The organism is Nonomuraea sp. LP-02, assembly GCF_036289125.1.
GTDB lineage: Bacteria > Actinomycetota > Actinomycetes > Streptosporangiales > Streptosporangiaceae > Nonomuraea > Nonomuraea bangladeshensis.
Map to the genome: position 1 here is coordinate 7343713 of NZ_JAXCLK010000001.1, position 12476 is coordinate 7356188.

10 protein-coding genes are annotated in these 12476 nt (G+C 74.1%); 5 read left to right on the forward strand and 5 right to left on the reverse strand.

The genetic code is table 11. The features are described 5' to 3' along the window. Positions 1 to 15 precede the first annotated feature (15 nt). From fahA to SMD20_RS34560, 4 genes are all read right to left on the reverse strand, one after another. Positions 16 to 1146, reverse strand: a complete 1131-nt coding sequence (fahA, locus tag SMD20_RS34545) for a fumarylacetoacetase (RefSeq protein WP_329589358.1) — start codon at positions 1144 to 1146, stop codon at positions 16 to 18. Beyond that, positions 1143 to 1916, reverse strand: coding sequence for a hypothetical protein (locus SMD20_RS34550; protein WP_329589360.1), 774 nt, complete (start codon positions 1914 to 1916; stop codon positions 1143 to 1145). Before SMD20_RS34550 ends, fahA begins: the two co-directional genes overlap by 4 nt. Continuing rightward, the gene (locus tag SMD20_RS34555) at positions 1913 to 3082 is read right to left on the reverse strand and encodes a homogentisate 1,2-dioxygenase (RefSeq protein ID WP_329589362.1); all 1170 of its coding nucleotides are present in this window, start codon (positions 3080 to 3082) and stop codon (positions 1913 to 1915) included. The genes SMD20_RS34550 and SMD20_RS34555 overlap by 4 nt, the downstream gene beginning before the upstream one ends. A gap of 81 nt (positions 3083 to 3163) precedes the next feature. Next, complete coding sequence (locus SMD20_RS34560) at positions 3164 to 3793, reverse strand: IclR family transcriptional regulator (protein WP_329589364.1); 630 nt, start codon at positions 3791 to 3793, stop codon at positions 3164 to 3166. Positions 3794 to 3864: 71 nt separating this feature from the next. On the opposite strand from SMD20_RS34560, the gene SMD20_RS34565 reads away from it, so the two are divergent. After that, positions 3865 to 4500 carry a hypothetical protein gene (locus tag SMD20_RS34565; RefSeq protein WP_329589365.1) on the forward strand — a complete coding sequence of 212 codons (636 nt, stop codon included), beginning with the start codon at positions 3865 to 3867 and terminating at the stop codon, positions 4498 to 4500. On the opposite strand, the gene SMD20_RS34570 is transcribed toward SMD20_RS34565, so the two are convergent. Then, the gene (locus SMD20_RS34570; protein WP_329589367.1) at positions 4490 to 5731 is read right to left on the reverse strand and encodes an MFS transporter; all 1242 of its coding nucleotides are present in this window, start codon (positions 5729 to 5731) and stop codon (positions 4490 to 4492) included. The two genes, SMD20_RS34565 and SMD20_RS34570, sit on opposite strands and share 11 nt — an antisense overlap. Before the next feature lie 157 nt (positions 5732 to 5888). Between SMD20_RS34570 and SMD20_RS34575 the strand changes: the two genes are divergently transcribed. From SMD20_RS34575 to SMD20_RS34590, 4 genes are read left to right on the forward strand one after another with little or no spacing between them, the layout of a single operon-like run. Further along, the gene (locus SMD20_RS34575; protein WP_329589369.1) at positions 5889 to 7541 is read left to right on the forward strand and encodes a fatty acyl-AMP ligase; all 1653 of its coding nucleotides are present in this window, start codon (positions 5889 to 5891) and stop codon (positions 7539 to 7541) included. Further along, positions 7534 to 9912: an MMPL family transporter gene (locus SMD20_RS34580; protein ID WP_329589371.1), complete on the forward strand. Its 2379-nt coding sequence runs from the start codon at positions 7534 to 7536 to the stop codon at positions 9910 to 9912. The genes SMD20_RS34575 and SMD20_RS34580 overlap by 8 nt, the downstream gene beginning before the upstream one ends. Further along, positions 9909 to 11258, forward strand: a complete 1350-nt coding sequence (locus SMD20_RS34585) for an MFS transporter (protein WP_329589372.1) — start codon at positions 9909 to 9911, stop codon at positions 11256 to 11258. Before SMD20_RS34580 ends, SMD20_RS34585 begins: the two co-directional genes overlap by 4 nt. Continuing rightward, on the forward strand, positions 11255 to 12454 hold the full coding sequence (locus tag SMD20_RS34590; protein ID WP_329589374.1) for a glycosyltransferase: 1200 nt from the start codon (positions 11255 to 11257) through the stop codon (positions 12452 to 12454). Before SMD20_RS34585 ends, SMD20_RS34590 begins: the two co-directional genes overlap by 4 nt. Positions 12455 to 12476: the final 22 nt, after the last annotated feature.

Here is a 12476-nt window from a genome sequence, read left to right on the forward strand (position 1 = left end):
GCGGGGAGTCACCGGTCAAGCACCTTGAGTGACATCCAGGGCCTGTGCGACAGTTCCGGAAACCTCCCCCAAGGTCACGTCCCCGGCCGTCGCCCTGATCGTTACCGTGTCGCCGTCCTCCAGGAACGTACGCGTCTCGCCGCTGCCGAGCTTGATCGGGTCGGTGCCGTTCCAGGTCAGCTCGATGAACGAGCCGCGCTGGCCGCGCTCAGGACCCGAGATCGTGCCGCTGGCGAACAGGTCGCCGGTGCGCAGCGAGGCCCCGTTCACGGTCAGGTGCGCGAGCATCTGGTCGGGCGTCCAGTACATCTCCGCGTACGGAGGCCGGGCCACGACCTCGCCGTTGAGCAGGATCTCGACCGCGATGTCCAGCCCCCAGTCCGCCTTCCTGCGCAGGTAGGGCAGCGGCTCGGGGTCCTGCGCCCGCCCGGGGATCCGGGGCAGCGCCTCCAGCGGCGTCACCCACGGCGAGACCGACGTGGCGAACGACTTGGCCAGGAACGGCCCGAGCGGGCGGTACTCCCACGACTGGATGTCGCGCGCGCTCCAGTCGTTGACCAGCGTCACCCCGAACACGTGGTCCTCGAACTCCCCGGCCGGCGTGCCCATCTCCGTCGGCACCCCGACCACGAACCCCAGCTCGGCCTCGACGTCCAGCTTCGCGCACGGCCCGAACCGGCCCTCGCCGAGCTGCCCCTGAGGGCGGCGTACCGGCGTGCCGGACACCACGACCGTGCCCGACCTGCCGTGGTAGCCGACCGGCAGGTGCCGCCAGTTGGGCATCAGCGGCTCGGCGTCCGGCCGGAACATGCGCCCGACGTTGCTCGCGTGCTCCAGCGAGCAGTAGAAGTCGACGTAGTCGGCCACCTCGACGGGCATGTGCAGCTTCACCTGCGCCAAGGGGATCAGGTGGCGCTCGACGACCGACAGGTCGCTCGTCAGCTTCTCCTGGATGAGCGCCCGGGTGTCCCGCCAGGCCGCCCGGCCCCGCGCCATGAACGGGTTGAGCGACGGCGCGGCGAACACCTCGTCGTGCAGCGCGGCGGTCAGGTCGAGCACCTTGTCGCCGTAGCGCACCCCGACGCGGGGCTCCTGCCCCGGCAGCGAGAAGACGCCGTACGGCAGGTTGTCGATCCCCCAGCTCACTGATCCTCCTCGATCAGGCCCAGCGTACGCAGGTCCTCGATGGGTGTGTGGGTGGCGCAGGAGCCGTAGCTCACCAGCAGCCGCCGCGCCCGCGCCGCGATCTCCTCGGGCACCGCCCGCGCCATCCGCACGAGCTGCCCCACGTCGGTCATGCGCAGGACGTGCGCGGGATCGCGCCCCTGCACGGCCTCGCAGACGGCCAGCAGCAGGTTGAGGAACCCGTGCCGGTCCACGCCGAGCGAGGGGTCGAAGTGCCGCACCGCGTGGTGCAGCCCCGCGGTGGCCTTGAACGGCACCTCGTGGTCCACGCACGACCTGATGAACGCCGCCAGCGGCTCCACCGCCGGGAACGCGTCGGCCGTCAGCCCGCCGCAGCGCACCTTGAGCCCCGTGCCCTCGGGCACGTCGATCGCCAGCTTGCGCGGCTGGACCTCGGCGAACAGCCGGACCCCCATGGGCAGCTGGAGCCGCGCGGCGAGCGCCTCGACGGTCTCGCCCTCCGGCAGCGGCGTCTCGACCAGGTCGATCGGCAGGTCGCCGAAGTCGGGAAGGTCCTCGGTGTCGAGGATCAGCCCGATGCGGGCCGGCCGGAAGTCCTGGCCGCGCAGCCGGTCGAGGCGGCCGGCCGGGCACAGGAAGCGGTTGGTGAGCACCGGGTTGCCGCTCTCCAGGTCGCGCCGGTTGCGGGCGAGCGCCTCCTCCATGTGCAGGGACGTCGGCGGGAACAGCCCGGCGTCGTCCACCAGCGCGGCGTACAGGGTGGCGCTCATCGGGCCCACGTCCAGGCGTAGCCGGAGTCCTCGCAGGACAGGGCGGCCGGGCCGAGGTCGAGCGGGCGGAAGGTGTCGACCATGACGGCCATCTCGCTGGTGGTCGTCACGCCGTTGGCCACCGCGTCGACGACCGCCTCGACCGCGCCGGGCTGCGGCCCGTGCGTGAACCCGGCCGGGTGCAGCGACACCGAGCCGACGTCGATGCCCGAGCCCCTGCGGGCGGAGTAGTCGCCGCCCACGTAGAACATGAACTCGTCGGAGTCCACGTTGTGGTGGTTGTACGGGATCGGCACGGCCTCGGGGTGGAAGTCCAGCGGCCGGGGGCAGAACGAGCACACCACGAACCCCGGCCCCTCGAACGTCTGGTGCACCGGCGGCGGCGCGTGCGTCTTCTTCACCACCGGCTCGAAGTCGTCGATGTTGAACGCGTACGGGTAGAGGCAGCCGTCCCAGCCCACCACGTCGAACGGGTGGTCGCGGTAGACCAGCCGGGTCAGCCCGCCGCGCGTGCGCACCAGCACCGGCACCTCCTCGCCCTCGGCGAGCAGCGGCTCGGAAGGGGCGCGCAGGTCGCGCTCGCAGTAGGGCGCGTGCTCCAGGAACTGGCCGTACTGCGACAGGTAGCGCTTGGGCGGCCTGATGTGCCCGGACGCCTCGATGGCCAGCACGTTGACCTGGCCGTCCGGCACCCAGCGGTGGATGGTGCCGGTCGGGATGACGACGTAGTCGCCCTCGCCGGCCTCGATCACGCCGTAGGTGGACTCGAAGCGCACCCGGCCGCGCTGGACGTAGACGCACTCGTCGCCCATGGAGTTGCGGTAGAGCTCGCTCGGGCGGTCGCTGGTGGCGTACGACAACCGGACGTCCCCGTTGCCCGCCAGCAGCATGCGCCCGCCCACCAGGTCGCCCGCGCTGCCCAGCTCCTGGGTGCGGAAGTGGCGCGGCGACAGCGGCAGGTTGGGCTCCAGCCGCGCGTCGTTGACCGGCTCGACGGCCTCGGCCTTCACGATCGCGGTCGGCAGGTGGCGGTGGTAGAGCAGCGAGGAGTCGGACGAGAAGCCCTCCTCGCCCATCAGCTCCTCGGCGTAGAGCCCGCCGTCCGGCCGCCTGAACTGCACGTGCCGCTTGCGCGGCACCTCTCCAACGACCCGGTAGTACGGCATACCGGCCCCTCCATGGCTGTCCTGTTATCGGACGTCAGTGTCCTCTATGTGTACTAACCGTCTTTCATGTGCCGGAGGATGTCAACCCAGCGCGGCCGACAACTCGGCCGCCGCGGCCACCACGCGCGCCCCCGCACGCTCGTCCAGAGGCCCGAACGTCACCACCCCCACCGACGCCTCCAGCCACGGCAGCCCGGTCACCGGCGCGGCGACGCCCCGGGCTCCCTCCTGCAACTGCCCCTCAGAGACGAAGTAGTCGCCGCGCCCCTCGCGCAGCGCCAGGATCGCCTGCCCCGCCGCGCCCCTGGTCAGCGGATGCCGGGAGCCCTCGCGGTAGGCCACGTGCATGTCGGTCCACGACGGCTCCACCACCGCCACGGCGAGGCCGTCGTCCCCCTCGGCGACGGTCAGGTGCGCGGTCGCGCCCACCTCCTCGGCCAGCCGCCGCAGCGTCGGCACCGCCGCCGCCCGCAGCAGCGGCTGCACCGCCTGCGCCAGCACCAGCACACCGAACCCCAGGTGCACCCGCCCCTCGGCGTCACGGCGGACGAACCCCTCCGCCATCAGGGCCGTCAGCAGCCGGTAGACCACCGGCCGGCTCAGCTGCAACTCACCCGCCAGCTCCGTCGGCGTGCGCCCGGCCTTACCGTCGGCGAGCAGTCGCAGCAGGCGAAGCCCGCGTTCCAGGGTCTGTACGGATTCAGCGGCCATCCGCCAATTATCTAGTGACGCAGCGCTGTGAAGGGGGTACGTACGGGAAGCAGCGGAACCGGGGGGTGCACGTGCGGCAAAGGTGGGTCTTCCTGCTGGCCGGGATGGCCGTGTGCGGCCTGTCCGCCGTGGTGCCGTCGCTGACCGAGCCGATCGCGCCCGTCGAGTTGATGGCCCGGGAGACTCCTTACCACCGCCCCGAGGGCGAGCTGGTCGAGGACACGTTCTACCTCACGGAGGGCATCGAGGTCGCTCAGCAGCTCCTGCCCACCGCCAAGGGCGTCTCCGTCCGCCCGGCCTATCTCGCCGTCGGCGTCAGGGTGGACGAGAGCGGCCGCCTCTCCGGCAAGCCCGACCGCGTCGGCACCTACGTCGCTCCCGTCCAGATCTGTTCCGGCTCGTCCTGCCGGGAGACGCGGGTGACCCTGGTGGTGCTCGGCAACGTCCCCTGGGTGCCGCGCGACCTGATCTTCCCCGGCAAGGCCGGGGTGCCGCTGAACGGCGAGATCGGGATCAACGGCGGCCCGCCCGGCGTGCTCCCCACCTTCACCGTCACCGACCACGGCAGGCTGCCCGAGGGGGTGTCCATCGGCCCCGACGGGCACGTGGGCGGCGTTCCGGCGAAGGCCGGCATCTCGGAGGTGCCGGTGCGGATCTGCGTGGCGGGCAACTGCGCGGGCGTGGTGGTCCGGCTCATCATCGCGTGACGGGCGCGACCGGCGCGCGCAGGTTCCGTACGCCGGGGGCCAGCAGCGCGGCCAGCGAGCACACCACGATGATCACGGCGCAGGCCAGCAGCGACGTCTCCGCCCCGAACACGTCCGCCGCGCCTCCGGCCAGCAGCAGCCCGAGCGGCCCGAACATGAGCGAGCCGAGCATGTCGTACGAGCTGACCCGCGACAGCGCCTCGGGGGGCACCTCCCGCTGCATCGTGGTCTGCCAGAGCACGCCGAAGACGTCGAAGCACACCCCGAGCACGAACGCCGCGGCCACGGCCGCCCAGAGCGGCGCGTCGCTGCCGAGCAGCACGTACGGCAGCGCCGTCGGCAGGCACAGCAGCACCGCCACCAGGATCGGCCGCCGGGGCCGCAGCCGGATCGACACCAGCACGCCGGCGATCATCCCGATGGCCTCGCCCGCGAGGAACGCCGACCAGGCCGCCGGTCCGCCGAGCCGGTCCTTGAACAGCAGCGGCCCGAGCACGCCGTGCCCGGCCTCGAACGCCATGATCAGCAGCGAGAACTGCGCCACGACCACCCAGAGCCACTGCCGGGTGCGGAACTCCCGCCAGCCGTCCCGCAGGTCCTTGATCACCGAGTGCCGCTCGCCGGGCGGGCGCTCGATCCGGTCCATCCGCAGGAGCGCGATGAGCACGCCCGCCCCGCCGAACATGGCCCCGCTGGCCATCAGCGCCCAGCCGCCGCCGAACAGCGTCACGGTGCCGCCGCCGAGCACGGCCCCGCCCACGCGGGAGGCGTTCGCGCCGAGGCCGAGCAGCGCGTTGCCGGACTGCAGCCGGTCGGGCGGCACGACGTCGGGGATGATCCCGGTGAGCGCGGGCAGCGCGAGCGCCGTGGCGATGCCGGTGAGCGCCGCCGCCGTCAGCAGCGCGGGCATCGGCGTCCAGCCGGTGAGCATCATGGCGCCGATCGCGAAGTAGCCGACGGCGGCCAGGAACTCGCCGGTCATCATGACCTGCTGGCGCGGCAGCCGGTCCGCGACGACCCCGCCCACCAGCATGAACGCGATCATGGGCACCGAGGCCGCGGCGAGGACCATCGACAGCGTGCCGGCGGTCGCCCCGGGGAGTTCGAGCACGCCGAACGCCAGTGCGACAGGGGCGAAGGCGGCACCGAGGACGGAGATGGTCCGCCCGGACAACAGCAGCGCGAAGCGGCGGTCCCGGAGCATGCCGAGATCGCGTGCGTAATCGTGCACCAAGAACCCCCTACAAAACGGTCAAAGCCTGCCATCCGGCCCCGTGTCTTGTCACTCGATAAAAAAGACGGGCCGCGGAATGTGCAGGGGTTTGGCAAGAATCGCGGCCCGATCCTCCCGTAATTTGCTAGGTCCCTCCAGCGAAGGGGACGCGGGCATGCCGGACGAGATGTTGATCACACGGGTGGCGCGGTGGGCGCGCGAGGTCCCGGACGCGCCGGCGTACACGTTCGTGGACCACCTCGGGGACGGCTCCCGGCGGACGTACACGTGGGCGCAGGCCGACCTCAAGGCCAGGGCGCTCGCGGTACGGCTGCGCGAGCTGGCCCGGCCCGGCGACCGGGCGGCCGTGCTCGCGCCGTCCGGGCTGGACTACGTGGTCGCCGTGCTCGGCACGATGTACGCCCGGCTGGTCGCGGTCCCGCTGTTCGCCCCCGGGCTGCCCGGGCACGGTGAGCGGTTGGAGCGGGCGTTCGCCGACGCCGGGCCCGCCGTCGTGCTCACCACGACGGCCGCGCGGCCCGGTGTGGACGCCTTCCTGGGGGAGGCCGGGCCTCCCGTCGTCGCCGTGGACGCCGTCTCCGACCTGCTCGCCGACGAGTGGGAGCGTGAGCCGATCGCCGCGGGCGACCTCGCCTACCTGCAGTACACCTCCGGCTCCACCCGCGCCCCCGCCGGGGTCGAGATCACGCACGGCAACCTCACCGCCAACGCGGCCCAGCTCTGGGAGGTCTTCCGCGCCCGGCCCCGCGTCTCGGCGGCGGTGCTCTGGCTGCCGCTCTTCCACGACATGGGGCTGGTCGCCACCGTCGCCATGCCGATCATGGGGGCGAACCGGGCGGTGTTCATGGACCCGGTGGCGTTCGTCATGAGCCCGGTACGGTGGCTGCGGCTGCTGTCGGAGGAGGCCGACGCCTACACCGGCGCGCCCAACTTCGCCTACGAGTACACCGCCGCCCGCGTCCGCCCCGAGGACAAGGAAGGGCTCGACCTGTCCGGGGTCCGGGTCATGCTCAACGGGGCCGAGCCGGTCCGGCCGGGCGCGTTCGCCGCCTTCGACGCCGCCTTCGCCGGGTGCGGGCTGCGGCCCGAGGCGCACACGCCCGCGTACGGGCTGGCCGAGGCCACCGTGTTCGTCGCCGCCACCGGCCGCGACGAGCGGCCCGTCGTGACCGCCTTCTCCCGCGACGCCCTGCGCGAAGGCCGCGCGGTCCCCTGGACCGAAGGCCCGGCCAGTCACCTCGTCTCCTGCGGCCGGCCGCACGGGCAGCGGGTCAGGATCGTCGGCGACGCCGGCGACCAGCCGGACGGCCACGTCGGCGAGATCTGGGTGCGCGGGCCGAACGTGGCCCGCGCCTACTGGCGCGACCCGGCCCGCACCGCCGAGGTCTTCGGCGCCGACGGCTGGCTGCGCACCGGCGACCTCGGCGTGTGGCACGACGGCCGGCTCTACGTCACCGGCCGCATCAAGGACCTCGTCATCGTGGACGGACGCAACCACTACCCGCAGGACATCGAGGCCACGGTCCAGGAGGCGCACGCGGCGGTGCGGCGCGACCGGGTGGCGGCCTTCGCGGTGCCGGGCGAGGACACCGAGCGGCTGGTCGTGGTGGCCGAGCGGTCCCGGCGCGGGCAGGGGGCCGACGCGGCGGAGGTGGCGCGGGCGGTGCGGGCCGCCGTACGGGCCGGGCACGACCTCGCGGTGCACGACTTCGTGCTGACCGAGGCCGGGGCCGTGCCCCGCACCTCCAGCGGCAAGCTCGCCCGGCGCGCCTGCCTGCGGGCGTACCTGGAGGGCGCCCTTGTTTGAGCGCGCGGGCCACCTGGTCTACCGCGGCAGGTGGACGCTGCTGGTGCTGAGCCTGGCGGCGGCGCTCCTCGTCGCGCCGCTCGGCATGGAGCTGTTCGGGCGGATGGCCGACGGCGGCTTCGAGGACCCGCGCGCCGACTCCACCACCGCCGCCCGCTGGAGCGACGACTGGTACGGCGAGCACGCCCCCGACGTCGTCGTCCTCTACCACCACCCGTCCGTCAAGGCCCGCGACCCCCGCTACAAGAAGGCGGTGCACGACGCGCTGCGGGCGCTGCCGGCCGAGCACGTGGGGGCGCTCGCGACGTACTGGACGACCGGGTCGAAGCTGATGGTGTCGAAGGACGGGCGGTCCACGTACGCGCTGGTCACGCTCAAGGGCGACAAGCAGGCCGGCTACGCGGCCGTCGCGGAGCGGCTGCGGCGGGCCACGAACCTCCAGGTCTCGATCGGCGGGCCGGTGCCGCTGCTGAAGGAGCTCAACGACCAGACCGCCGCCGACCTCGCCCGCGCCGAGGCCATCTCCATGCCGGTGCTGCTGGTGCTGCTGGTCGTGGTGTTCGGCAGCCTGGTGGCGGCCGGGCTGCCGCTGCTCGTGGGGGCGTTCGCGGTGCTCGGCGCGCTGGTGCTGCTGCGGCTGCTCACCGAGGTCACCGAGGTCTCGGTCTTCTCGCTCAACGTCGTCACCATGCTCGGGCTCGGGCTCGCCGTGGACTACTCGTTGTTCGTGCTCAAGGCGTTCCGCGAGGAGATCGCGGCGGGGGCGACGAGCGAGCAGGCCGTGGTGCGGACCATGGCCACCGCCGGGCGTACCGTCGCCTTCTCCGGGCTGACCGTGGCGACGGCGCTGCTCGGGCTGCTGGTGTTCCCGCAGATGTTCCTGCGCTCGATCGGGCTCGGCGCGGCGGCCGTGGTGCTGGTCGCGATGGGCGCGGCGCTCGTCGTGCTGCCGGCCGCGCTCGGCGTGCTCGGGCGGCGGGTGAACGCGCTCAGGCTCACCCCCGACCTCGGGAACGGTGGGCACAGCGGCGGCATGTGGCACGCGGTCGCCTCCAGCGTCATGCGCCGGCCCGTGCTCTACTTCGTCGCCGTGGCCGCCGTGCTGGTGGCGCTGGCCGCGCCGTTCCTGCACGTCACGTTCGGCAACGTGGACCACCGCGTGCTGCCCGCGGACTCCGAGAGCCGCCGGGTGGCCGAGATCGTCGACCGGGACTTCGGGCGCAACTCGATGGCCGCGGTGGACGTACACGTGCTGGTCGAGCGGTCCTTCGCCGAGGCGCCCGCCCGCCCGGGGCCGCTCGGCCAGGGGCACGCGGCGATCAGCGCCGTCACCCCCGTCACGCCGGACGACGCCGACCCGCTCGCCGCGCGGCTGCGCCGGCTGCCCCACGTCACCGGCGTGGACGTCGCCGGGCTGTCCCAGGACAACGGCGCCGTCCGGCTCGCCGTCCGCTACGACGTGGACCCCATGTCGGCGGAGGCGCAGCGTCTCGTCACCGCCATCAGGACGTTGTCGCCACCTGGGTCGCCACCTGGGTCGCCGCCGGAGCCGAACGTGCGGCGCGTCGTCGTCGGCGGGCCCACGGCCGCGCAGATGGACCTCATGGACAGCCTCGCCGCCCGGCTGCCGTGGATGGCCCTGGTGGTGGGGTCGGTGACCGCGGTGCTGCTGTTCGCCGCGTTCGGGTCCGTGGTGCTGCCGGTCAAGGCGCTGCTGATGAACGTGCTGTCCATCGGGGCCTCGCTCGGAGTGATCGTGTGGGCGTTCCAGGACGGGCACCTCGCGTCCGTGCTGGGCTTCACCTCCACCGGGACGGTCGAGGCGACCGTGACCGTGCTGATCCTCGCCGTGGTGTTCGGGCTGTCGATGGACTACGAGCTGTTCCTGCTGTCGCGGGTGCGGGCCGAATGGCTGCGCACCGGGGACAACACCGCCGCCGTGGCCGCCGGGCTGCGGCAGACCGGCGGCGTGATCACCAGTGCGGCGCTGCTGCTGCTGGTGGTGATCGGGGCGTTCTCGACCGCCGGGATCACCATCGTGAAGCTGCTGGGGGTGGGGTTGTTCGTGGCCATCGTGGTGGACGCGACCCTGGTGCGGGCGCTGCTGGTGCCCGCGACGATGCGGCTCATGGGCGGGGCCAACTGGTGGCTGCCCCGGCCGCTGCGCGCGCTGCACCGGCGCGTGGAGCTCCGCGAGCCCGCCGCGGCTCCGGGAACCCCGGCAGTTCGCGAGCAGCCGTGCACCGGAGAGCGCGGCCGGCCCAGGGCCGAGGGCGGGCCCCGGTGGGAGCGCATCGGCCGCGAACGGGACCGCGTGGTGCGGGCCACCCCCGATGGGACCGGCTGGACCTGGGTGGAGGTGGACCGGTGACCGGCCTCACCACGACCCGCCCGGCGACCGGCCGGTGGCTGCTGACCGCCGTCGCCCTCGCCGGGTTCCTCACCACCCTGGACAACACCGTGGTCACCGTCGCGCTCCCCAGCATCCAGCGCGACCTCGGCGCGGGCCTCGCCGCCCTGGAATGGGTGGCCACCGGCTACCTGCTGACGTTCGCCGGCCTCATGCCGGCGGGCGGGCGGCTGGCCGACGTCTGGGGGCACCGCGCGACGCTGCTGACCGGGCTGACGCTGTTCACCGCGGCCTCGTTCGCGGCCGGGCTGGCCGGGGCGGTCGGGCCGCTGGTGGCCGCCCGGCTCGTCCAGGGGGCGGGCGCGGCGCTGGTGCTGCCCGCGACGCTCGCCGTGCTCGCGGTGCTCGACGAGCGGCGGCGCTCGACGGGCGTGGCGGTCTGGATGGCGTCCGGGGCGGCCGCGCTCGCGCTCGGGCCGGTGGTCGGCGGGTACCTGAGCCAGCACGCCCACTGGAGCTGGGTGTTCCTCGTCAACGTGCCGCTGGGCGCGGCGGTCGTGGCGCTCGCCGCCCTGGCCGTGCCCGCGTCGCGGCCGGTACGGCGGGCGCTGGACGTGCCCGGCGTGCTGGCCTCGGCGGTGTTCCTGGCGTCGGGGACGTTCGCCCTGATCCACGGCGGGGAGCACGGCTACGGCTCGCCGGCGGTCGTCGCCGCGCTGGCGCTCTGCGCGGGCGGCGGGGCGGCGTTCGCGGTGGCCGAGCGGCGGGCCGCCGATCCGATGGTGGACCTGCGGCTGTTCGCGGTGCGGGCGTTCGCGGGCGGGGTGGCGGCGCAGGTGCTCTGGGGGCTCGGCGTGAACGGCGTGTTCTTCTACACGGCGATCTTCCTGCAAGGGGTGCTCGGGTTCACGCCCACCGGGTCGGGGCTCGCGTTCGTGCCGCTGGCGCTGCTCGTGGTGCTCGTCACGCCGCTCGCGCCGCTCCTGGAACGGCGGGTGGGCGCGGGGCGTACCTTGGCGGCCGGGCTGACGCTGGTCGCGGGCGGGATGGCGGTCGCGGCGACGCTGGAGGCGGGCGACGGGTGGGGGCGGCTGCTGCCCGCCGTGTGCGCGATCGGGATCGGCTCAGCGCTCACGATGCCGCTGGGATCGGCCGTGCTGGGCGCGGTGCCGCAGGACCGGGCCGGGGTGGCGGGCGGGGTCTTCTCGGTCAGCAGGGAGGTGTCCGGGCTGTTCGGGATCGCCGCCGTCGGGGCGGTCGTGCAGGCCGCCCCCAGCTTCGCCACCGGGTACGCCACCGGGCTGCTCGCGGCGGCCGGGCTGGTGCTGGCGGGCGCGCTGATCGCCCTGAGGACGCTCAAGCGATGAGGGTCGCGGTGCTGGCGCTGGGGTCGCGCGGGGACACGCAGCCGTGCGCCGCGCTGGCGCTGGAGCTGGCCGGGCGCGGGCACGAGGTCGTGCTCGCCGCGCCCGCCCGCTACGCCGCCCTGGCGGCTCCCGACGTGCGGTTCGTCCCGCTGAGCGTGGATCCCGCGACCGTCCTGGACGGCGAGGAGGGGCGGGCGTGGCTGGACAGCGGGCCCCTCGGCTTCGTCCGCGGGCTGAGAACGGTCGTCGAGCCGCTGGCCGCCAGGCTTGTCGCCGAGGTGGACGCCGCCTGCGCGGGCGCTGACCTGGTGCTCGCCCCCGCGCTCGGCGCGTTCGGCCGGCATCTGAGCGAGCGGCACGGGATGCCGTACCGGATCCTGCAGTTCCAGCCGAGCGAGCCGACCGGCGAGTTCCCCAATCCGCTGGTGCCGCTCGCCACTCTGGGGCGGCTCGGGAACCGGGCCTCGTACGCGCTCGTGGAGCGGGCCGGACTGCTGGTGCTGGCCCGTCTGGTGAACCGGCTGCGCGCCGAGGTGCTGGGGCTGGGGCCGCTGCGGGGGAGCCCGTTCGCCGCCGACCGGAGGGAGCGGGTGCCGGTGCTGTGCGGGGTCAGCCCGCTGGTGGTGCCGCGCCCCCGCGACTGGCCCGGGTACGTGCACCTGACCGGCTACTGGCGGCTCCCCGGCGCGGGCGGCCCGGCGGATCTGGAGGACTTCCTCGCGGCCGGTCCGCCGCCGGTGTTCGTGGGGTTCGGGAGCATGCCGTGCCCTGAGCGGGTGGCCGGGGAGGTCGTCGCCGGGCTGCGGCTGGCCGGGCTGCGCGGCGTCGTCCAGGGGCTGCCGGTGGCGGCGGGCGACGACCTGCTGCCGGTGGGGGAGGTGGCGCACGACCTGGTGTTCCCGCGCATGGCGGCGGTCGTGCACCACGGCGGGGCCGGGACCACCGGGACGGCGCTCACGGCCGGGGTGCCGAGCGTCGTCTGCCCGTTCTTCTCCGACCAGCCCTTCTGGGGACGCCGGGTCGCGGCGCTCGGCGCCGGCCCGCCGCCGCTGCCGATCCGCCGGCTCGACCGGCGGGAGCTGGCCGAGCGGCTGCTGGCCGTCCCCCGGCACCGCGAACGGGCCGCCCGACTCGGCAGGCGACTGGCGGTCGAGAACGGAGTACGGACGGCGGCCGATGTCATTGAACGTTATTGATCATCCGGATATGGTGCATATG